The 21640-nt window shown below is 67.6% G+C and carries 23 protein-coding genes and 1 riboswitch; of the genes, 11 read left to right on the top strand and 12 right to left on the bottom strand.

Annotation, left to right across the window (positions count from 1 at the left end):
- Window positions 1-217: 217 nt before the first annotated feature.
- The 7 genes from VFB33_02060 to VFB33_02090 all read right to left on the bottom strand — a co-directional run bounded on the left by VFB33_02060 (window position 218) and on the right by VFB33_02090 (window position 5309).
- Window positions 218-1042 (bottom strand): HAD-IA family hydrolase, encoded by an 825-nt coding sequence (locus VFB33_02060; GenBank protein HZO80450.1) that lies wholly within the window; start codon window positions 1040-1042, stop codon window positions 218-220.
- A complete protein-coding gene (locus tag VFB33_02065) occupies window positions 1027-1698 on the bottom strand; it encodes a ThiF family adenylyltransferase (protein HZO80451.1) in 672 nt (223 codons plus the stop codon). The genes VFB33_02060 and VFB33_02065 overlap by 16 nt, the downstream gene beginning before the upstream one ends.
- 17 nt (window positions 1699-1715) lie before the next feature.
- On the bottom strand, window positions 1716-1961 hold the full coding sequence (locus tag VFB33_02070) for an NIL domain-containing protein (protein ID HZO80452.1): 246 nt from the start codon (window positions 1959-1961) through the stop codon (window positions 1716-1718).
- Window positions 1931-2977: a cysteine synthase gene (locus VFB33_02075; GenBank protein HZO80453.1), complete on the bottom strand. Its 1047-nt coding sequence runs from the start codon at window positions 2975-2977 to the stop codon at window positions 1931-1933. Before VFB33_02075 ends, VFB33_02070 begins: the two co-directional genes overlap by 31 nt.
- Window positions 2931-3209, bottom strand: coding sequence for a ubiquitin-like small modifier protein 1 (locus VFB33_02080; protein ID HZO80454.1), 279 nt, complete (start codon window positions 3207-3209; stop codon window positions 2931-2933). Before VFB33_02080 ends, VFB33_02075 begins: the two co-directional genes overlap by 47 nt.
- A 77-nt stretch (window positions 3210-3286) precedes the next feature.
- Window positions 3287-4549 carry a threonine synthase gene (locus tag VFB33_02085; protein HZO80455.1) on the bottom strand — a complete coding sequence of 421 codons (1263 nt, stop codon included), beginning with the start codon at window positions 4547-4549 and terminating at the stop codon, window positions 3287-3289.
- A gap of 10 nt (window positions 4550-4559) precedes the next feature.
- Window positions 4560-5309, bottom strand: a complete 750-nt coding sequence (locus tag VFB33_02090; protein HZO80456.1) for a HesA/MoeB/ThiF family protein — start codon at window positions 5307-5309, stop codon at window positions 4560-4562.
- 104 nt (window positions 5310-5413) lie between these two features.
- Window positions 5414-5522, bottom strand: a riboswitch (SAM riboswitch).
- A 248-nt stretch (window positions 5523-5770) separates the two neighbouring features.
- On the opposite strand from VFB33_02090, the gene VFB33_02095 reads away from it, so the two are divergent.
- The 10 genes from VFB33_02095 (at window position 5771) to VFB33_02140 (ending at window position 13867) form a co-directional block, all read left to right on the top strand.
- A complete protein-coding gene (locus tag VFB33_02095) occupies window positions 5771-6670 on the top strand; it encodes an NAD(P)-dependent oxidoreductase (GenBank protein HZO80457.1) in 900 nt (299 codons plus the stop codon).
- A gap of 53 nt (window positions 6671-6723) precedes the next feature.
- Window positions 6724-7098 (top strand): carboxymuconolactone decarboxylase family protein, encoded by a 375-nt coding sequence (locus VFB33_02100; protein HZO80458.1) that lies wholly within the window; start codon window positions 6724-6726, stop codon window positions 7096-7098.
- A gap of 122 nt (window positions 7099-7220) precedes the next feature.
- Window positions 7221-8093 carry an LLM class F420-dependent oxidoreductase gene (locus VFB33_02105; GenBank protein HZO80459.1) on the top strand — a complete coding sequence of 291 codons (873 nt, stop codon included), beginning with the start codon at window positions 7221-7223 and terminating at the stop codon, window positions 8091-8093.
- A gap of 28 nt (window positions 8094-8121) precedes the next feature.
- Entirely contained in the window at window positions 8122-8775 is a 654-nt protein-coding gene (locus VFB33_02110; protein ID HZO80460.1) for an alpha/beta hydrolase, read from the top strand.
- A gap of 66 nt (window positions 8776-8841) precedes the next feature.
- Window positions 8842-9987, top strand: coding sequence for an aspartate-semialdehyde dehydrogenase (gene asd / locus VFB33_02115; protein ID HZO80461.1), 1146 nt, complete (start codon window positions 8842-8844; stop codon window positions 9985-9987).
- 70 nt (window positions 9988-10057) lie between these two features.
- A complete protein-coding gene (locus VFB33_02120; protein HZO80462.1) occupies window positions 10058-10480 on the top strand; it encodes a metalloregulator ArsR/SmtB family transcription factor in 423 nt (140 codons plus the stop codon).
- On the top strand, window positions 10473-10991 hold the full coding sequence (locus VFB33_02125) for an arsenate reductase ArsC (protein ID HZO80463.1): 519 nt from the start codon (window positions 10473-10475) through the stop codon (window positions 10989-10991). The genes VFB33_02120 and VFB33_02125 overlap by 8 nt, the downstream gene beginning before the upstream one ends.
- 38 nt (window positions 10992-11029) lie before the next feature.
- Entirely contained in the window at window positions 11030-12163 is a 1134-nt protein-coding gene (gene arsB / locus VFB33_02130) for an ACR3 family arsenite efflux transporter (protein HZO80464.1), read from the top strand.
- A gap of 89 nt (window positions 12164-12252) precedes the next feature.
- Complete coding sequence (locus tag VFB33_02135; GenBank protein ID HZO80465.1) at window positions 12253-12669, top strand: Zn-ribbon domain-containing OB-fold protein; 417 nt, start codon at window positions 12253-12255, stop codon at window positions 12667-12669.
- A 16-nt stretch (window positions 12670-12685) separates the two neighbouring features.
- Window positions 12686-13867 (top strand): hypothetical protein, encoded by a 1182-nt coding sequence (locus VFB33_02140; GenBank protein HZO80466.1) that lies wholly within the window; start codon window positions 12686-12688, stop codon window positions 13865-13867.
- 87 nt (window positions 13868-13954) lie between these two features.
- Here VFB33_02140 and VFB33_02145 read toward each other — a convergent pair whose 3' ends face one another.
- From VFB33_02145 to VFB33_02165, 5 genes are all read right to left on the bottom strand, one after another.
- Entirely contained in the window at window positions 13955-14716 is a 762-nt protein-coding gene (locus VFB33_02145; GenBank protein ID HZO80467.1) for a hypothetical protein, read from the bottom strand.
- A gap of 200 nt (window positions 14717-14916) precedes the next feature.
- On the bottom strand, window positions 14917-16053 hold the full coding sequence (locus VFB33_02150) for an FAD-dependent monooxygenase (protein ID HZO80468.1): 1137 nt from the start codon (window positions 16051-16053) through the stop codon (window positions 14917-14919).
- Between the two features lie 96 nt (window positions 16054-16149).
- Window positions 16150-17484 (bottom strand): heterodisulfide reductase-related iron-sulfur binding cluster, encoded by a 1335-nt coding sequence (locus VFB33_02155; GenBank protein HZO80469.1) that lies wholly within the window; start codon window positions 17482-17484, stop codon window positions 16150-16152.
- Window positions 17484-18725, bottom strand: a complete 1242-nt coding sequence (locus tag VFB33_02160; protein HZO80470.1) for an FAD-binding oxidoreductase — start codon at window positions 18723-18725, stop codon at window positions 17484-17486. Before VFB33_02160 ends, VFB33_02155 begins: the two co-directional genes overlap by 1 nt.
- A gap of 96 nt (window positions 18726-18821) precedes the next feature.
- Complete coding sequence (locus VFB33_02165; GenBank protein HZO80471.1) at window positions 18822-20294, bottom strand: FAD-linked oxidase C-terminal domain-containing protein; 1473 nt, start codon at window positions 20292-20294, stop codon at window positions 18822-18824.
- A gap of 149 nt (window positions 20295-20443) precedes the next feature.
- On the opposite strand from VFB33_02165, the gene VFB33_02170 reads away from it, so the two are divergent.
- A complete protein-coding gene (locus VFB33_02170; GenBank protein HZO80472.1) occupies window positions 20444-21640 on the top strand; it encodes an alanine--glyoxylate aminotransferase family protein in 1197 nt (398 codons plus the stop codon).

A 21640-nucleotide genomic window follows, 5' to 3' on the forward strand; every position in this document is an offset into this window, starting at 1 on the left:
GTGCGCACCTCGTCCCCGTCCAGCACCTCCACCCGGTAGCCCCGCCCCCGCAGCTCCTCCGCCGCCATCCCCGCCAACGTCGACTTCCCCGCTCCCGACAACCCCGTGAACCACAACGTGAATCCCTCGCTCATCGCCCGCGAATGCCGCCTCCCTAAAATAAATGACTAAACAAACTGATTAAGTTATGTAACTCCTGCTCTCAACGCAAGAGCCGCTAACTCATTGCTTTCAGGGGCTTCAGCGCTGTCTCGCGTGCCTGGAGATCCAGATGCGCCGCGAGAGCGGCGGGCGACGTAAATACCTCGGCAGCGCCGAGTGCAAAAAGCCGCTCGCGCCCCTCCGCCCGAGCATTAATCCCGTAGAAGCGCACTCCCGAACCCGCCGCCGCACGGAAATCCGCCTCGCTGTCGCCGACGAAGACGGCCTCGGCAGGGGTGACGGCGCACAGCTCCAGCGCGCGCCTGAGCGTCGCGGGCGAGGGCTTGAGCGCAAGCCCGCTGTCGCGGCCGACGATCACCCGAGCCAGCGCCTCGGCTCGATGCGACGTTAGCCAGGCTCGGATCGTGCGGGACGAATTGGAAGTCACAACCGCCACCGCACAACCTGCGGCGTTGAGCGCTCGGAGCAACTCGAGCGCGCCGGGCGCGGGCGCAAGGGCGCCCACACCCGCCAGTTCGTAGCGTTCGATAATCGCGGAGGCGCCGCGGAGCAGCGCGCCGTGCGAGTGGCGGTCGTAAGCTGCCGCAGCCGCATCGGACGAAGGCAGCACGGAGCGCGCGGCCGCGCCGCCCGCCTCAAGCCGCGCCCGCAACGCCTCGTACAGCACCAGGTTGCCGCGCGGAAATTCCTCGAAAAGCGCTGGCGCGACACCGCGTTCGGCTAGCCATGCCTGCAATTCGCGCCTGCTCGCCGCCCAATCGACCGCCGGCTCCAGCGGCGCCAGGGTGTTGTCGAAGTCAAACATCCAGAGCGCGGTATCCGCGGCGCGTGCGGCGCGCCCAGCCTCGTTGGCGGGCGAGCCGCTCATTGCGCCTGGCATGCGCATCGCGCGCCGCCGGCGCGGCGTGCCAGCGCGCGCGGCGTCGTGGCGTAGCCGGTAAACTCGAACAGCCGCGGCGCAGGACGTTCCTCCAACCCCGCGAGCAGCTTGAATGCCTCCGTCACGGCAACCATCCCAACCGCACCCGCATTCGCGGCGCGCTCGCCGGGAGCTCGCAGCACCTCCGCGTCGGCGCATAGCGCACACGGCGGCGGCGCGGGAAGCACCGCGACCAGCGCCGGCGTATCGAGCCGCGCGATCACTGCCTGAGCGTGGCGATGCGCGCGACAGACGGATTCCGCAATTTCGGCCGTGCGCGCGCTGCCAATGAGAGCCAGGATCAGTCCCGGGAAGGTTAGCGCGTCGGCGTCGCGGCGCGCGCCTTCGGCGCCGCCGGCAAGCATGACCGTCACCTCGGGATTGAGGTCGCGCAGGTGCGCGACCCTTTGTTCGTACGCCTCGCGCGCGCCGAGCGGATAACTCGTTATCCGGCCCACGCCCGCGCCGGCCAGATAGGCGAGCGCCCCCTCGGCGTCGGCGGGCTCAGCGACGACCGCCGCATGCGCGCCGAGCAGGCGCTCTTGCGCGCGCCCGCCGACGCCGGGAACGATGATCTGGCGGCTGTAGCGCTCGATCTGCTGGTCGTTGAGAATCATCGGGGCGCGAGCCGCGCCTACTCAATAACGTTCTTCTCGATCGGTTCGACCGTGACGCCGCTCTGGCGCAACCATGCCAGGGCGCGCTCGATCTGCTCGCTGGTACCCTCGAACTCGACCGCGACCAGGCCCATCTCCTCCGAAACGCTGGCGCCGCGGATGTTGAACACCAGGTCGAACTTCTTGACCAGGTGGTAGAGAAGCGGCTCGCGAATCAGCGTCTTGGGGTAGGTCAGGTAGTAACGCTCGCGGACGCGTTCCATTTGCTGACGAGCTTCAGCAGGCGCTCCCTGCGCCACTGCTCCCATCCGATCCACAGGTTGGTCGAAAGATACTTGTCGCCAAAGTCGGCGAACACCGTCACCACGCATCCCTCGCGCAGGCCGCGCGCGACCCGCAGCGCCGCCACCATCGCCGCGCCCGACGACTGTCCCACCAGCACGCCTTCAAGCTGACCCAGCGCATAGACCATCTCGTAGGCGTCCTCGGTGCTGACCTGGATTTTGCCGTCGAGCTCGCGCTCGTGGTAGATGCCAGGGACGATCGACGAGGCCATGTGCTTGAGCCCCTCCAGCCCGTGCATCGGGTCGTCGGGCTCGACCGCGATAACCTTCACCGCCGGGTTCTGCGCTTTGAGATAGCGCCCGGTTCCCATGATGGTGCCGCCGGTGCCGATGCCGGCGACGAAATGGGTGACCCGGCCGCGGGTCTGGCGCCAGAGCTCGGGTCCGGTGGTCTCGAAGTGTGCCAGCGGGTTGGCCTCGTTATTATACTGGTCGGGCTTGAAGTAGCGCTCGGGATTCGCGGCGATAAGCTTGCGGCAGAGCACGATCGCGCCGTCGGAGCCTTCCAGCGGGTCGGAGTAGATGGGTCGCGCGCCGAAGGCCTCGATAATCTTCTTACGCTCGCGGCTTACGTTGGCCGCCATCACCAGCTCGACCGGATAGCCGAGCGCCGCGCCCACCATCGCCAGCGCGATTCCGGTGTTGCCCGAGGTCGAGTCGATAATCACCTTGCCCGGACGCAACTCGCCGCGCTGAAGGCCGAGCTCGACCATTTTGCGCGCAGGCCGGTCCTTGACCGAGCCGCCCGGGTTGACCCCTTCCAGCTTGGCGAAGACCCGCACCCCGGGGCGCAGCAGGCCTTGGGTGACGCGGGTGATTTCGAGCAGCGGGGTGTTGCCGATCAGCTCGAGCACGCTGTGCGCGCGCGCGGTCGGCACGTACTCCTGCTCAGCAGCCGCCGGCGATAGCTGGGACGATGGAAAGGTCGTCGCCATCCTTGACCTTCGAGTTGAGCTGGTTGAGGAAGCGGATGTCGTCGCCGTTGACGTAGATGTTGACGAAGCGGCGCAGTTCGCCTTTGTCGTCCAGCAGGCGCTCGCGGATTCCCGGGTGGCGCCGTTCGAGGTCCTCGATAATCGCGCGCACCGACTCGCCCGCCGCGGCGACCTCGTCGCTGCCCCCGGTGAACCTGCGCAACGGCGTCGGAACCCGTACCCTGACTGACATGGTCGAAACCGTACCTCCTAGAGTTGGTCTGATGCTTATGCTTCCGCGCCCGGCTTTACAAGCGCGCCCGCGCCCCATCAAGCCGCGCCGGCCATCGTCCGCTTGCCGTTGCCCAGCCGCTCGTAGAGCGCGTCGAAGTCCTTGAGCCGAGCCTCGATCACGAACGGTTCCTCGATCGATTTTGCCACCGCCTCCAGCGTTTTGTAGCCGTTGCCGGTGATCGACACCACCACGCTGTCGTCGGGCTTGAAGCGCCCCGCGGCAAGCAGCTTGAGCGCGACGGCCAGCGTCGTCCCACCGGCGGGCTCGGCGAAGATGCCCTCGGTGCGGGCGAGCAGCTTGATCGCGTTGATAATCTCGGCGTCGGTCGCGCTATCGCCCCATCCGTTCGACTCGCGCACCGCGCGCAGGACGTAAAAGCCGTCGGCCGGATTGCCGATCGCGATCGACTTGGCGATCGTGTCGGGCTTGACGGGGGTGATGAGGTCGGTGCCCTTGTGCAGCGCATGGATCACCGGCGCCGAGCCGGCCGCCTGCGCGCAGTACACCTTGCACTCGCCGCCGTGGACCAGGCCGACCTCGCGCAGCTCGCGGAAGGCCTTGGCGACCTTAGGCAGGATGGTGCCGCCGGCGGTCGGGAGCACGATATGGTTGGGCAGGCGCCATCCGAGCTGCTCGGCGACCTCGAAGCCGAAGGTCTTGGCCCCCTCGGTGTAGTACGGGCGCAGGTTGATATTGACGAAAGCCCACCCGTACTTGTCGGCGATTTCGCTGCACAGCCGGTTGACGTCGTCGTAATTGCCGCGAATCGTGATCACCTGCGCGCCGTAGATCGCCGAGCCCACGATTTTGCCGGTCTCGACCCCCTCGGGCATGAAAATCACCGAGCGCAAGCCGGCCCGCGCGGCATGCGCGGCAACCGCCGTCGCCAGGTTGCCGGTGGACGCGCACGACACCGTGGTGAAACCGAACTCGCGCGCCTTGGTGATCGCCACTGACACCACCCGGTCTTTGTAGGAGAGCGTCGGATGGTTGACCGTGTCGTCCTTGATATAGAGCCGCTTAAGCCCGAGCTCGGCGCCCAGCCGGCGCGCGTGCAGGAGCGGAGTGAAGCCGGAAAACGGGCCGGCATCGGGCTCGCCCTCGACCGGCAGCAGCTCGCGGTAACGCCAGAGGTTATGCGGGCGCGCCGCGATCGTCGCGCGCGAAACCGCCGCGCGAATCCCGGCGTAGTCGTAGCCGACCTCGAGCGGGCCGAAGCAGTCTTCGCATACGTGCAGCGGCTTGACCGGGTATTCCTGCCCGCACTCGCGGCACTTCAGGTTGGTGACGTAGTTCATCGCATGTTCCTCACTGGCTGCGCGCTGCGGCCGGACGCTCGGCGCCGCGCACCGCGGCGCCCGCACATCCGCATCCCGCCCGCACGTTGACCGGCGTCACGCGGATCCGTCCATGCGCGCCCGCCTCATAAGTCAGAATTTTTCCCGCCAGCTCCGGCGCCCCGCCGGCAAGCCAGCGGATTGCCTCGGCGGCCTCGATCTCGCCAATCACCGCGGCGACCGGACCGATAATTCCCGCCTCGCGGCAGCTCGCGATTTCGGCCGTATCGGGCGGTTCCTCGAACAGGCAGCGCAAACAGGCCGTGCGCCCCGCAAGCACCGTCATTGCTTGGCCCGTCATCCCGAGCACGCCCGCATATACGAAGGGCTTGCCGAGCGCGAGGCAAACATCGTTGATCAGAAACTTGGCCGCAGGATCGTCGGTCGCGTCGATCACGAAGTCATAGCGCCGGACAAGGCCGCGCGCGTTGGTTGGTGACAGAGCGAACGGGCAGGTCTCGATCGCAACCGATTCGGACCCTTCGCGCAGGCGCTCGGCTGCGGCCTCGACCTTCAACCGCCCGAGGCTGGAGGCGCCATAGATGACCTGGCGGGCGAGGTTGGAAAGCTCCACCGGGTCCGGATCGACCAGCCCTAACCGTCGGACACCGCCGCGCACCAGTCCGCATACGGCCGGCACGCCGAGACCGCCCATCCCGACGACCAAGACCGACCCTTCGACCGCTCGCGATTCGTTGCCCGGGCTCTTCTGGCTTCTCAAGTGATTCTGCGCTCCCGCCCAATATCCAGCCCGGCAGCGCCATCGAAGAAGGGCCTAAAAAAAGACCCTCTTCCCAAGACAAGGACGAGGGTGCGACGACTCTCGCCTTATCTTCCGGAGCGCGTTCGCCCCGTCGGAATTAGCACCAGCACCCTGGGCGGGCCGGTTGCTGCGGCATCATCGGGCCAGTCCCTCCGCCGCTCTGGATAAGGCCTTCAGGCTCAATACGGTTATACAAGTCCCGGTGGAAAGTCAATCGCCCGACCAATCGGTTAGTTAAGGCGTGAAGGTGCCCGGAAGTGCCTTGACGATGGACTGAACCGCCGCCCCGGTCTGCGGGCGGCGCATCTGCTCGTTTTCCTTGCGGGATTCCGCCGGCGATGCTTTAAGGGGGCTGGATCGTCGCAGCTTTTCGTCGCGGGGCGCAATGCCCCGGCTTTTTTCGCCACGGGAGGTCGGGTATGCGAATCGGATTCATAGGGCTCGGCAACATGGGCGGCTCGATGGCGCTCAACATGCTCAAGGCGGGCCATCAGCTCACCGTTCACGACATCCGCCGTCAGGTCGCCGAACCCCATATCGCCGGCGGCGCCAAGTGGGCCGACAGCGCCGCGGCAGCCGCCAAGGAGGCCGAGGTCGTCTTCACCTCGCTACCCGGGCCGCGCGAGGTCGAGGCGGTGGTGCTGGGCGAGGCCGGGCTGATCGGCGCAATGGCGCCAGGGACGCTCTACGTCGACCTCTCGACCAATTCGCCCACCGTGGTGCGCCAGCTCCATGCCACGCTCAAGGCCAAGGGCATCCGGATGCTCGACGCGCCGGTGAGCGGCGGCGTGGTCGGCGCGCGCAAGGCGACGCTGGCAGTGATGGTGGGCGGGAGCGAGGCCGACTACAACCAGGTCAAGCCGGCGCTCGACGCGATCGGCGACAAGGTGACCTACATCGGCGAGATCGGCGCCGGCTCGGTCGCCAAGCTCGTCCACAACATGATCGCGATCTGCACCACCCAGCTGCTGGCCGAGGCCTTCACGATGGGAGTCAAGGCGGGCGTCAAGCCCGAGGCCCTCCTGCGCGCGGTGCAGGGCGGCGCCTACGGGCAGGGGATGGTGCTCAACGCGGCGCTGCCGCGCATGATCTTCCGCGGCAACTTCGACTACGTGACTTTCGCGCTAAAGCTCGCGCGCAAGGACCTCGGGCTCGCCACCGAGCTCGCACGCGAGTTGAACGTGCCGATGCCGCTGGCGGTGCACGCCGAGCAGGACCTGCTCGAGGCGCTCAACAAGGGCTGGGGCGAAAAGGACGCGGCGGCGGCGTTCATGGTCCAGGAAGAGCGCGCCGGGGTCAAGGTACGCACCTCTTCCTGAACCGGGTGTACCGCTACTGACTAACTAACTTACTAACGATAAGGAGAATCGCAATGGCTGACGATGCGCGCGAAAAGGGAATGGCTATCCGCACCCAGTTGTGGGGCGAAAAGGCGGCCAAGGCGGGCGACGAGTTTCTCAGCTCTTTCGATGCCGACTTCGGCAAGTTCCTCAACGACGAGCTGTTCGGCAAGATCTGGGCCCGCCCGGGACTGCCGATCAAGACTCGCTCGATGATCACGATGGCGGCGCTGATGGCGCTCGGGCGCGGCGCCGAGCTGCGCGTCCACATGCGTGGCGCGCTCAACCTGGGCATCACCCAGGCCGAGCTCAAGGAAATGATATTCCACCTTTCGCAGTACAGCGGAGTGCCAACTGCGGTCGAGGCGATCCGCGCCTTCCAGGAGGTCACTGCCCCGAAGAAATAGGAATGTCGTCGGATCGACGATGCGGGCGCCCTGATCTCTCCCCCTTCCCTTAAGGGAAGGGGCCAAGGGTTAAGTCGCACGGCTGGGATGGACGACGATTCGCCAGGCTATTCGAGGACACCATGAAAATAGGACTGCTGGTCGCACCCAACGAGCGCACCGTCAATCCCGCCGACCTCGCACGCACCGCCGAGGAACTCGGCTTCGAGTCGCTTTGGCTGCCCGACCATTCGGTGATGCCGGTCCAGACCTCAACGCCGCTGCCGGAAACGCGCCCGGGCGAAGGGCAGATCCCCGACGTCTATTACCACATGTGCGATCCGTTCGTGGCGATGGCGATGGCGGCGGGCGCGACCAAACGCTTGATGCTGGCGACTGGCGTGCTGCTGGTGCCCGAGCGCAACCCGCTGCTCACCGCCAACGAGGCCGCTTCGCTCGACCGCTTCTCGGGCGGTCGCCTGCTCCTCGGTATCGGCGCCGGATGGCTGCGCGAGGAGTCCGAGATCCTCGGCGTCGATTTCAACCATCGCTGGACCCAGACGCGCGAGCACGTCGCCGCGATGCGCGAGCTGTGGACCAAAGAGGAGGCCTCCTTTGAGGGCCGTTACGTGAAGTTCCCGCCCGTGCGCTGCTATCCGAAGCCCGCGCGCAAGGGCGGCCCGCCGATCATCATCGGGAGCAAGGACAAGAACGCGCTGCGCTGGGTGGCGCGCTGGGGCGATGGCTGGTGCCCGATCTTTCTCTCGCCCGCGCAGCTCAGCGATGAGCTGCGCAAGCTGCGCGCCGAATGCGACGCCGCAGGCACCGACTTCGGCCGCCTCGATATCACGATCATGCGCCGCGAGCTGCGCGGCGAGCGCGCCGAGGTGCAGGCCGGGCTCAAGCAGTACGCCGCCGCCGGCGCCCATCGATGCGTCCTGATGCTGATCGGCGCCCAGCTCAAGCCCGAAAGCTACGCCGCCGAGTTGCGCCGTCTCGCCGCGCTCTACGTGTGAGCGGCGCGGGCCGGCGGAAACGCAATTGATGGTCGGCGAAGACGAAATCAGCCTGCGTATCCTCGGCGTAAACTCGGGTGAGGAAATCGCATGCGCGCGGCGGGTTGAGATTCGCACCACCCGCGGCGACATCCCGCTCGTACTTCATGGCGCCGAGCCGCCCGGCCGCATAGCGCTCTGTATTTGCGGCGCGATCGGCGGCTTCGACGGCCCGGCGCTGCTTTACGCGCGGATGGGCTTGGAACTGCCGCCGCTGGGGATCGGCGTGGCGCGGCTGAATTACCGGATGCCCAACGAGTTCGGCGAGTGCGTCGTCGACACGATGGCCGGGCTGACCTTTCTCAAGAGCATCGGCTACGCGCGCGCGGCGCTCATCGGCCATTCCTTCGGCGGCGCGGTCGCGATCAATGCGGGCACGCTCGCCCCGGCGGTCACCACCGTCATCGCGCTCTCCAGCCAGCTTGCCGGCGCTCACGTGGTCGGCGAGCTTGCGCCGCGCCCGCTGCTCCTGCTGCACGGCACCGCCGACACGATCCTCTCGCATGAATGCTCGCAGATACTTTACGAACGCGCGCGCGAGCCGCGCACGCTCCAGCTCTTCGATGGCGCTGACCATCGCTTCACCCACGCCGGCGACGAGCTATATGGCACCGTGCGCGACTGGCTGCTGCGCCGCCTGTGAGCTGCGCCCCAGTATGGATCGCGTCCATCCGTATCTATATTCTGTAAGCTTTGGAGCGCGTTCCGGATGGGGCGCGGGCCCGCGCGCGCGCGCGGCGCAAGGCGCACGGTTCGCGACAGCTTCGAGCTCGAGATGAAGATCAAAGCCGCGGTCGTTGGAGCCACCGGAATCGCTGGCCAACAGGTGCTCGCCGCCCTCGACGGCCATCCCTTCTTCGAAATCGCCGCACTCGCCGCCTCCGAGCGCTCGGCCGGCAAAAGCTTTGGCGAAGCCATCACCGACGCCGCGAGCGGAATCCGACGATGGTACGTCGGCGGATGCGAACCGCCGACAACGGCGCTGGGCCTCGAAGTCCAGGACGCCAGGTCGATGCGTGTGAACGGCATCGGCGTGGTCTTCGCCGCGGTCGAATCGGAGGCCGCGCGTGAGCTGGAGCCGCTCTACGCCGCGCACGTGCCCACCATCAGCACTGCCCGACCGCATCGGATGGAGCCCGACGTGCCACTGGTGATTCCCGGCGTCAACCTCGACCATTTGGCGATCGTGCGCGAGCAGCGCCGGCGCCGCGGATGGAAGGGTTATATCGTGACGTTGCCCAATTGCACGGCGACGGGCCTTGCGGTGACGCTCAAGGCGCTCGACGCGCGCTTCGGCGTGGAGGCCGCGATGGTCACCACGATGCAGGGGATTTCGGGCGCCGGACGCGACCTGCCTGCGCTCGACATCGTTGAGAACATCGTCCCGTTCATCCCGCACGAAGAGCAGCGCATCACGATCGAGACGCGCAAGATCCTGGGCCGGATGGGCGAGGGCGGAATCGCCGAACTGCCAGTCAAGGTGAGCGCGACCTGCACTCGCGCCGCGGTGCTCAACGGTCACACCGAGGCGGTCGCGGTGGCGCTCAAGCGCGCGGCCTCGCCCGAGGCGGTGAGCGAAGCCTTCGAGAGCTTCGGCCGCGAGTTCACCGCACTTGGCCTGCCCAACTCGCCGCACCACATGATCACCGTGCATCGCGACCCGATGCGTCCGCAGCCGCGGCTCGACCGCGACGCCGAGCGCGGGATGACCACCTCGGTCGGACGCATCCGCGCCGACGAGGTCCTGCCCAACGGCGTGAAATACCTGCTGGTGACGCACAACGCGGCGATGGGCGCCGGGCGCGGCGCGGTGCTGCTCGCCGAATACCTGCGCCACGCTGGATACCTGAGCTAGATTTCCGGCCCCGGGTCGCAGTTGACGCCGGCGCGCGCGTTGTGCGATATATTTCTATAGCTCTGGAAATATGGAACTGTTACCGACCAAAGCCGCGGCAATCGCGGCGCTCGGCGCGCTCGCCCAGGAAACCCGCCTCGACATCTTCCGGCTGCTGATCGGCATTGCGCCGCATGGGATGGCGGCCGGTGAAATCGGCCGGCGCCTCAGCCTGGCGGCGCCCACGCTGTCGTTCCATCTCAATCAGCTCCGCTTCGCCAGGCTCGTAACCTCGCGCCGTCAGGGCCGCTCGATTATTTATTTCGCCGACTACGAAGCGATGAACGGCTTGCTCGGCTACCTGACCGACCATTGCTGCGGCGGGCGTCCCGGCCTGTGCCAACCGGAACCCTGCGCCGCGGCGGTCAATCAGGCGGCCGGGCGGGTGGTGAAACGGGCCGCGGCGCGCAACACGCCTCAAGGGCGGGCACGGCGGACGCGCAACGATGGCTGAGCGCGTGTTCAACGTGCTGTTCCTGTGCACCGGCAATTCGGCGCGCAGCATCATGGCCGAGTGTGCGCTCAACCGATGGGGCGGCGGGCGCTTTCGCGCCTTCAGCGCGGGCAGCCATCCAACGGGCGTCATCCATCCCCTGACACTCGAGCTGCTCACAAGCCTGAACTACGAAACTTCCGGCCTGCGCAGCAAAAGCTGGGAGGAGTTCGCGCGCCCGAGCGCGCCCCCGCTCGACTTCGTCTTCACCGTATGTGACCAGGCCGCGGGCGAGACATGCCCGCTGTGGCCGGGGCAGCCGATCACCGCGCACTGGGGTGTCGCCGACCCTGCGGCGTTCGCCGGCCCCGCTGAGGCGAGGCGCCGTTTCTTTCTGCGCGTTTACACCGAACTGGAGCGCCGAATCAAAATTTTCACCAGTCTGCCGATAGATTCACTCGACCGGCTAACGCTGCAGCGGCATGTTCGAGAGGTTGGCGAGACCCGCGGCCGCAGTGGATCGGAGCGCTGATCGGCGCGCAGACGGATCAATCCCGACAGGTGCCTGCGATGAGTGCAGTCGCGACAATTTCGCAGCCGTCCGTGATGCGCCGGCTGTCGTTTCTCGACCGCTACCTAACGCTTTGGATTTTCCTTGCGATGGCGGCGGGCGTCGCATTGGGCGAGACCTTCGGCGAAGTGAAGGCGGCCTTCGACGCGCTGAGCCTGGGCACGACCTCGATCCCGATCGCGCTCGGGCTCATCCTGATGATGTACCCGCCGCTTGCGAAAGTTAACTACGACGAGCTGGGCGACGTCTTTCGCGACTGGAAAATCCTGGGCCTCTCGCTGGTGCAAAACTGGATTATCGGTCCGCTGCTGATGTTCGCGCTTGCGGTAGCGTTCCTGCGCGATTCGCCCGGGTACATGGTCGGGCTGATCCTGATCGGTCTCGCGCGATGCATCGCGATGGTTATCGTGTGGAACGATCTCGCCGAAGGCGATAGCGAGTACTGCGCTGGGCTGGTCGCCTTCAACTCGATCTTCCAGGTGCTCTTCTACTCACTCTACGCCTTCGCCTTCATCACCGTGCTCCCGCGATGGCTGGGACTGGACGGCGCCGCGGTTCGCATTACGGTCGGCAAAATCGGGGCAAGCGTCGGCATCTACCTGGGGATCCCCTTCGCCGCCGGCTTCGCGACGTGGAAGATCCTGACTGCGCGTAAGGGCAGGGAATGGTACCGGCGCGAGTTCGTTCCTCGCATCAGTCCGCTCACGCTGATTTTCCTGTTGTTCACGATCGTGGTGATGTTCTCGATCAAGGGCGCCGCCATCGTGCGGCTGCCACTCGACGTTGCGCGGATCTCGGTCCCGCTCGTGCTCTACTTCGTGACCATGTTCTCGCTCTCCTTCGCGCTGAGCCGCAAGGCGGGGGCGAATTATGCTCGGACTGCCGCGCTTTCCTTCACCGCGGCCTCGAACAACTTCGAGCTCGCGATCGCGGTCGCCGTCGCAACCTTTGGCATCGACAGCAGCGCGGCCTTCGCCGCAGTGATCGGCCCGCTTATCGAGGTGCCGGTGATGATCGGCCTCGTTGACGTGGCGGCATGGATGCGGTGGCGCTACTTCCCCGAGGCGCCAGCGCCGCCTGCGCCGGTCGCTCGTTGCACGGCGCCGACCGCGGAAAAGCGCGCGCGGCGCTGACACTCGCGCGGGCAAACCTGCTATAGACGGATGCGGATTCGCCGGCGCGACGCGGGCGTCGCACGCAGGATCCGCGATTGGAACGCGCCATGGCGCTGCCGAACGAAAAACCGGTTCCGGTTCCCGACGAACTCTCGCAGCCGTTCTGGGACGCGGCGCGCGAGCACCGGCTGGTCGCCCAGCGATGCTCCGAGTGCGGCTATTACAACCATCCGCCGCGCCCGACCTGCGACCGCTGCTCATCGCCGAACCTGCAGTTCGCGCCGCTTTCCGGCCGCGGCACCATTTACACCTACACCGTGATGCATCAGCCCAACGTCGCCGGCTTCGAGAGCGAGATTCCCTACGTCAATATCGTGGTCGAGCTCGACGAACAACCGATGCTGTTCATGGTCGCCACCCTGCCGCACGCGGAGCTCGGCAAAATCCGCATCGGCGGCCGCGTCGAAGTCTGCTTCGAAGAGCGTGGGGCGGACCTCGTGATTCCGCAGTTCAGGCCGGTGTGAGAGAGGGCACGGGGCGATGTGGGCAGGCAAGGGCAAGACCGCGATCGTTGGGATCGGCTACTCCGAGCTGGTGCGCGAGTCGAAGCGCCCGCTGGGGCTGCTCGCGCTGGACGCCTGCCGCGCGGCGGTCGCCGACGCCGGGCTGAGCCCCACGCAGATTGACGGGCTCGCCACCTATCCCGAAGCGCCATTTCTGGGCGCGGGCAGCCGCGACGGCGTCGATATCGTCAGCGTGGCGTGGATCATCAACCATCTGGCGCCTGTACTGGACGTCCGCTGGTACGCGCAGATCGAAACCGGGATGATCGCGGCGCCGGTTATCGAGGGCGCCAACGCGCTGCTCGCCGGCGCCTGCGATTACGTGCTGATCTGGCGCGCGCTCCATCAACCACGCCGCTACGGCGCGTTCGGCGCCGCGCGCGCCGCGGGCGACGCGCAGTTCCTCGCGCCGTGGGGCGCGATCAGCATCATCCAGTCGCACGCGATGGCGTGGCGGCGCTACATGCATCTGTACGGCGCGACCCGCGAGCACCTATGCAGCTTCGTTGTCAACTCGCGGCGCAACGCCAATCTCAACCCGCGCGCGTTCTTCTACACCAAACCGATGACGCGCGAGGATTACTTCAAGGCGCGGCTTATCGCCGAGCCCTTCTGCCTGTTCGATTGCGACGTGCCGGTCGAAGGATGCGTCGCGCTGGTGATGACCACGAGCGAGCGTGCGCGCGACCTGCGCCATCCGCCCGCCTACCTTGCCGGCTACGGACAGAACACCGCCGGCCGCCGCGCCCTGCTCTATTACACGCTCGACGATTACGTCGCGTGCGGAAAATCGCTCGCCGACAAGCTGTGGGCGGCGGCCGCGATGGGCCCGTCGGACATGGACGCCGCTCAACTCTACGACGGCTTCAGTCCTTCGGCGCTCTATTGGCTGGAGGCTGCGGGCTTCTGCGGGCGCGGCGAGGCGTGGCAGTTTATCCAGGACGGGCGAATCGCGCTCGAGGGCGAGCTGCCGGTCAACACCTTCGGCGGCAGCCTCAGCGAAGGGCGGCTGCACGGGATGGGACACATTGCCGAGGCGGTCTTCCAGGTCACCGACCGCGCCGAGCGCCGACAGGTGCCGGGCGCGGCGGCGGTGTGCGCGATCGACGGCTCGCCGATGCTGCGCGGGAGTGGAATCGTCGTTACCCGTAACCCCTAAGCGGGACGCGAGTCGTGCTCCCCTCAGGTCGAGCGCGGGCGCGAACGCGCTCGCCGCTGATCGGGAAATCGCAAATTCGCGGAGGCGCTAGTGGGCCGCCGCCTCACGCACCAGGAGCACCTGCGGACCGCCGGCGAAGTAGCGCTGGACGGTGCCGCCGACGTATTCCCACCCGCCGTTCGGGCCGCGGTCGAACCAAACGTCGCGATGGGGTACCAGGCCCTCGACCAGCGAACCCAGCCATCCCAGCTCCGCCGTCACGTCAACCTGCGCCAGTCGGCTCGACGGATAGAAGCGCCAGCTCCGGCCCTCGGCAGGCGGATCCGCAGTCACTGCGACCACGGTTGGCCCGGGCGCGCAATCAAAGAAATGGAAGCCCATCGCGCGTATCCCGCGGCGTAGCGCGTGTTCCAGCGCGACCACCGCGCTCGCGCCGGCGTAGGTGTCGGGCGCGAATTCCATGCGCCGATTCATCGTGCGCTCGCGGCCATTCTCGTAGCTGATACAGACGGCGCTGCCCGCTCCCAGGTCCGCGCGGCTTGCGTACTTGCGCGAACCGTCGGCGTTGAAGAAGGCGCGTTCGAATCTTACCAGGGTCGGAAGCTCGCCGCTGGTGGGGATCTTGATGACGTCATGCTCGACGTCGCGCTCGCCGTCGAGGTAGCGGTTTTCTCCGATTACGACCGCACCGTCGGGCGCCGGGCGCACGTGGTACACGGCATGGCCCAGCACCTGCTGGCCGTCGGAGCTCAGAATCTTGAACATTTGCGGCTCGGCACTGACGGCCACCTGGGTGTCAGCGAAGCCGACGCCGCCCGCCAAAAGCGCGGCGGCGAACAAGGCAAACATGACGAATCCACGAGCCTTTGCAGGAAGCGAACTAATGTCCCGCACAAAGTCCTCCTGTAAACCGGACATCAAAATTTAACCATGAATCGATCCTACGCCACAGGGGGGTTGACCGCCTCGCCACACTGCTAGCGAAGCGTGGTCAGCCGCTCAATCGCTGAGAATTTCACAGCACGCAGCCTGGAGGCGGACGCCCTCCGTCACGCCTCGGCCAGCGGAGCGGTCCACGCGTCGTAGCCGTAAACCCACGACGGGTCGGTGTGATGGCGCATCCAGGTGTTGAGCCGCGACGTGAGCTGGATCTTCGAGGTCCGCTCGCTCCGGCTGCGTTCGTAGCGCCTGAGTGCCGGCGCAACGCCGTCGGCATCGACGCCGTCAAGACAGCGCGAGAGGACGGCGGCGTCCTCAACCGCCATAGCCGCACCCTGCGCCATGTACGGCGTCATCGGATGGCACGCGTCGCCGAGCAGGACGACCCTGCCCTCGCCCCATCGCGGCAGCGGGTCGCGCTCGACCAGCGCCCACTTGTGCACTTCCGGACAGGCCGCGAGCACCGCCTGGACCTGCGGATGGAACCCGGCATAAGCCTCGCGCAGCATCCCCAGGTCGCCCTTCATCGACCATGACTCGACCTCGAAGTCGGGCTCGGGCGTGCTGGTGACGAAATAGATCTCTTCGCGGCGGGGCCTGACGTAGTAGATTACGATATGGCGATCGGGGCCCCACCACTTGGTGCTGTCGTCAACCTCCAGCTCGCCTAATCGCGCCGCGGGATATGTCGTGCGATAGGCGACGCGCCCGGTGAAACGCGGCTTCTCGGGGCCGAGCAGAATCTCGCGCACCAACGAATGAACGCCGTCGGCGCCGATTACGGCGTCGGCCTGCGCACGCCCGCCGTCGGCGAAAGTCAGGGTGACCCGGTCGCCGCGCTGGTCGAGTCCGACCAGCCGCTTGCCGAGCTGAATGATTTCGGCGGGCACGATCGACGCGAGCACGTCGCGGAGGTCGCCGCGATGGAGCAGCAGATGGGGCGCGCCGAAGCGCTCCTCGATTTCGCCTCCCAGCGGGTACGCGTTGGTGATCGCGCCGGTATCCCACTCGCGATTGAGCGAGGTGTGCGGGTAGAAGGCCGCCCGCCGCAGACGGTCTTCGAGTCCGAGGCCACGCAGCACCTTGACCGCGTTGGGGCTCTGCTGGATTCCCGCGCCGACGCGCGCAAAGCGGCCTGCCTGCTCGTAGATCCGGACCTCGATCCCGACGCGGCGCAGCGCGCCGGCCGCGGCGAGGCCGCCGATTCCGGCGCCGACTATCGCTACCTCGAGTTTGCGCTTCGCCATCGACCAACCGCTCCCGTCAGGTCGGCCGGCGTGTGCCGTATGGTGCGGCGCATGCCGCAGTCCCTATAGCGCGCAGGCTCTAAACACTTCGAGGAATCACGGGCCGGCCGCGGCGAGTGCAAGAAAGTCGGCGAGATGGATCACCCGCACGCGCGAGCCGCGCCGGCGGAGCTCGGCGGCTATCTGGAATTCGCATCCGGGATTGCCAAGCACGACGAAATCGGCGCCGGTCGCCTCGATATTGTCGGCCTTGCGCCGCGCCAGCTCGTGCGCCATCGCAGGTTCGAGCAGGTTGTAGCTTCCGGCAGAGCCGCAGCACAAATCGGACTCCGCCATCTCGACCACCCGCACGCCCGGGACCGAGCGTAAAAGCTTGCGCGGCGCCTCGCGCACGCCCATCCCGTGCACCAGATGGCACGAGTCATGGTAGGTCACGACGCACTCCAGCTTTCCTACCGCGCCGCCGCGCGCGAGCAATAGCGTGCCGAGGTCGCTGGTACGTGCGGAGACGGCGCGCGCGTCCGCCGCCAGTTCCGGATCGTCCTTCAGCAGTTCGCCGTACGACGCGATCGCCGCGGCGCATCCTGAGGCCGCGCAGACAATCGCCTCGGCGCCGCTCGCCCTGAGCGCGCGCACGTTGCGCCGGGCGAATTCCAGCCCGCGCCGCAGATTGCCGTCATGCAGGTCAAGCGCGCCGCAGCATACCGTGTGCCCGAGCCGCACCACGCGGTAGCCCGCCGCCGCAAGCGCGCGCTCACTGTTGAGGTTCTCTGACGGCGTCAAGACCTGCGCGACGCATCCCTGATGAACCACCGCGCTCGGTGCGTCCGGCTTCGCCGCCGCCGGTGCTTGAGGATAGAGCGGCGCCCCGAACTGGCGCGGCGGGACGAGGTCTATCCACTCGCGCAGTCCGCGCGGCGCAAGCCGGCGCACCACGTCGCGCAGCCCCATCCGCTCGGCGACGCGCAGCGGCCAGAGCAGCGCGCGCAGGCGCGCCGGAAAGGGAAAGATCGCGCGCATCGCTGCGCGACGAAAGCCGTCGCCAAGAGCGCGCTGGTAATTGCGGCCGACGTAGTCGCGCGCGCGCTCCAGCAGCCGCCCGTAATGCACTCCCGAGGGGCAGGCGGTCTCGCATCCGCGGCATCCGAGACAGGCGTCGAAATGGCGCACGACGTCGCGGTCGAGCGCGATCCGCCCTTCGGCGAGCGCCTTCATCAGGTAAACGCGCCCGCGCGGCGAATCCATCTCGGCACGCGTCACGAGGTAGGTCGGGCACGACTCCAGGCACAGCCCACAGTGCACGCAATCGAAGAGCAGGTCGTAATCGACGACGTCGCGCGCCGGCGCGGCGCGAACGGCAGGCGCGCCGGGCTTCACAGGCTGCTCGTCCGCAAGCGCGCGCGCCGCCGCGCTGCTCGATGCGTCCGCCATCAGATGCCCCCGGCGAAGCATCCGGGATTGAAGATTCCCGCAGGGTCAAAAACCGTCTTCATCCGGCGCATCAGCCCGAGCGCGCCGGCGGGCGGCTCGTCAAAGAAGTCCAGATGCGCGCGCAACGCAGGTGCAGCGGCAAGCAGCCGCAGATTGCCGCGCACCGCGTGGGCCGCCGCGCGCCATCGCGCAAGCGCCTTGCGGGCCTCGGCCGGGCTCAAGTCGCCGCCGACGAAGATTTCGGCGACACCGCTTCCCGCATGTGCGCGAAACTCCGCCGCGCACGCCTCGACGCATCGCGCCAGCTCGGCCGGCGGCGTCGCAAGCCGCGCGACCATCGCCGCCGCGCCGCCGGGCGTCGGCGCCAGTTCGAGATCGCGCAGCAGTTCGTAATTCTCGTTGGCGCGCGCGCCTTCGATGAACTCCGCGCCGGATGCGAGCTCGGCGATACGCCCACGCTGGTAAGCTATTTCAGACGGATTACCGGCGAATCCGGTGAGCGTCAGGAACGCACCCGCGTAGCCGAAGCGCGCGGCCGGCGCAGGGCTGAGCACCTCCAGATGGACCAGCGGCAGCGCGTCGTTAAGCGCCGCGGCCGCGGCGAACGCGGCGGCCGTGCTTTTAAACGCCGTCAGGCCCGTCGTGTAGTCTTCGGGAAGCGGCCGCACCTTGAAGGTCGCCTCGTGGATTATGCCCAGCGTGCCGAACGACCCGGTCATCACCTTCATCAAATCATAGCCTGCGACGTTTTTGACCACGCGCCCGCCGCCATGCACGAGGCGACCGCTGTGGCCAACGAAGCGCACGCCGATCAAGAGGTCGCGCGGCGTTCCCTCCGAGAGCCGAAGCGGGCCGCTGTGCGCCGCGCCAAGCAGCGCGCCTACTGCGGCCGCCTGCGGATCGGGCGGATCAAGCGGCAGGCGCTGGCCGTGGGCCGCCAGCCGGGCGTTGAGCGCGCCCAATGCGATTCCCGCCTCGACCGTCACCGTCATGTCCTCGGGCTCGTAGGTCACGATACGGTTCATCCGGGCGAGCGAGACTCCAAGCGCTACTGGTGCGCGGCGGATCTCAGCTAGCGTCCGTGCGGCGCCGAGCGGCGCAAGCGCGATCCGTTCGGCCTCGCAGACGCGCACGACTTCGGCGACCTCGTCAGCGTCGCGCGGCTCGACGATCAGCGCCGCGGCGAGCGCCTCACCTCCGCGCGGCGCACGCACGCGCTCGGCGCCCAGCAGCGAGCGCATCCTACCTTCAACGCGGGAAATCTCGACTTCAGCCACGGACCGACCGGAGGCCTCGGGCCGCATGCTGCCGGCTGTGCGGACGGGTGCGCCTCATCGCTAGAGCGCAACCTGGCGGCGCGGCGCGGCGACCTCCACGCAGGCGCCCGGCTGCGGGATGACCTTGTGGGGATTGGCGCGGCCGGCGGGGTCAAAGACCCGCCGCAGCTCGCTCATCACGAGCAGGTCGTCGGGCGTAAATAGAAGCGGCATCTCCTGCTGCTTCTCCACGCCGATCCCGTGCTCGCCGCTTAAGCTCCCCCCCATCTCGACGCACGCCTTGAGGATTTCGCGGCCGGCCTCGATCGCGCGCCGCACCTGGTCAGGGTCACGCTCGTCGTAGAGCACGATCGGATGGATATTGCCGTCGCCGGCGTGGAAGACGTTGCCGATCGGCAATTTGAAATGGCGGCTTAGGATCGAAATCACGCGCAGGATATCTGGCAGGCGGGTGCGCGGGACCACGCCGTCCTGGGTCGCATAGTTGGGCGCGAGCCGCCCGACCGCGCCAAAGGCGCGCTTGCGGGCCTTCCACAACAGCGCCCGCTCGGCTGCGTCGCGCGCAAGTTTGACTTCCGACGCCCCGCTCTCAGTCAGGAGGTGCGCGACCTGGTCGGCGCGCCTGCCAAGCCCAGCCTCCAGGCCGTCGAGTTCGACGATCAGCACCGCTCCGGCGTCGGGCGGAAAGCCGACCTTGAAGGCGGCCTCGACCGCCTGGATGATAAGCTGGTCCATCATCTCGATCGCGCCGGGGATGATTCCGGCCGCGATGATCGCCGAAACTGCGCGGGTCGCGCCGTCCACGTCGGCGAAGACTGCAAGCAACGTGCGATGTGCTTGGGGCTCGCGCAGCAATCTCAGGGTCGCGCGGGTGACGATTCCTGCGGTGCCCTCGGCGCCGACGACCGCGCCGACCAAATCGTAGCCGCAGCGCTCCTCGGTCGGCCCGCCCAGCTCGACCACTTGGCCGCCCGCCAGCACCAGCTCGACGCCGAGCACGTGGTTGGTGGTGACGCCGTACTTCAGCGTATGCGGCCCGCCGGAATTCTCGGCGATATTGCCGCCGATCGTGCAGGCCGCCTGCGAGGAGGGATCGGGCGCGTAGAAGTAGCCGGCGGCGGCGACCGCGTTGGTCACATTGAGGTTGACCACGCCGCTTTCGACCTCGGCGCGCCGGTTGGCGAGGTCGATGGCGACGATCCGGTTCATCCGCGACGTGCAGACCATCACAGGCGCCCCCAGCGGAAGACATCCGCCGGAAAGCCCGGTGCCCGCGCCGCGTGGCACGAAGGCAAGTCCCCGGCGGTCGAGCGCGGCGAGCACGCGGCTTACCTGCGCGGTCGTGCGCGGGAGCACCAGCAGGTCGGGCGCGTTCTTCGCGATCGTCCAGCCGTCGCACTCATAGACGCTGAGCTCGCTTGCGCGCGAGACGACACCGTCGGCGCCGACTATCGCGGTAAGCTCGTCGGCGAGCGACGCGGCGGACTGGGCGGCCTGGATAGCGGCGTCCTCCACGGCCAGCCACTTTAGCACGACCGGCGCATCGGCATGTTACGGAAGACGACCTTCAACGTCGCGAGCGCTTTTGCGGGGCGAGCAGGTAGTTGATAATGAACGCAATCCGTGCCGGTGTGACGCGGACGACCGTGACGCGCACCGGCGCTTCGAAAGGGAAAACTGCGTTGGCCAATCAGTCGTTTCCGGAACTCCAGCCGGCGGCGCGCGTGCTCCTCGGCCCCGGCCCTTCCAATGTCCATCCGCGGGTGATGAAGGCGATGCTCTCGCCCGTGGTCGGCCATCTCGACCCCGACTTTGTCAAGGTGATGGAAGAGCTCAAGCGGATGCTGCGCATCGTCTTCCGCACCTGCAACGAGATCACCTTCCCGGTCTCCGGCACCGGCTCGGCCGGGATGGAAGCCGTGCTGGCCAACCTGGTCGAGGAGGGCGACGAGGTCATCGTGGGCGTCGCCGGTGCCTTCGGCACCCGCCTGGCCGACCTCGCCGCGCGCCTCGGCGCCCGGCTCCATCGGGTGGACGCCGAATGGGGCCGAATCGTCGAGCCGGCAAAGATCGAGCAGGCGCTTGCTGCCGCCAAGACGCCCAAGCTGGTCGCGATCGTGCACGCGGAAACCTCCACCGGTGTCCATCAGCCGATCGAGGAGATCTCGAAGATGGCGCACGCGCGTGGCGCGCTGATGGCGGTGGACGCGGTGACGTCGCTGGGATGCGTGCCGCTGGAGATCGACGGCTGGCAGATCGACGCCTGCTATTCCTGCACGCAGAAGGGAATCGGCGCGCCGCCGGGACTGGCGCCGGTGACCTTCAGCGAGCGCGCGATGCAGGCGGTGCGCGCGCGCAAGACACCTTGCCGCTCGTGGTACTTCGACCTCGCGCTGATCGAGAAGTATTGGGGCGCCGAGCGCCTGTACCATCATACCGCGCCGATCACGATGAACTACGCGCTGTACGAGGCGCTGCGGATCGTGATCGAGGAGGGGCTCGACGCGCGCTTCGCGCGCCATCGCGCCAACGCCGCCGCGCTCCAGGCAGGGCTCGCGGCGATGGGCCTCAAGTTCGCCGCTCAAGAAGGCTACCGCCTGCCGCAACTCACCGCAGTCAGCGTGCCCGCCGGGATCGATGACGCCAAGGTGCGCGCGCAGTTGCTCGAACTCTTCAACGTCGAGATCGGCGCCGGACTGGGGCCTTTTCGCGGCAAGGTATGGCGGATCGGCCTGATGGGCGAATCGTCACGGCGCGAGAACGTGATGCTCATCCTCAACGCGCTCGAGACGATCCTCGAATCGATGGGCTACGAGATCGCGCGCGGCAAGTCGCTCGAGGCGGCCGACCGCGCGTTCGACGGCAGCGCCGGGCGCTGA

The organism is Candidatus Binataceae bacterium (assembly GCA_035650475.1).
Taxonomy (GTDB): Bacteria; Desulfobacterota; Binatia; order Binatales; family Binataceae; genus JAKAVN01.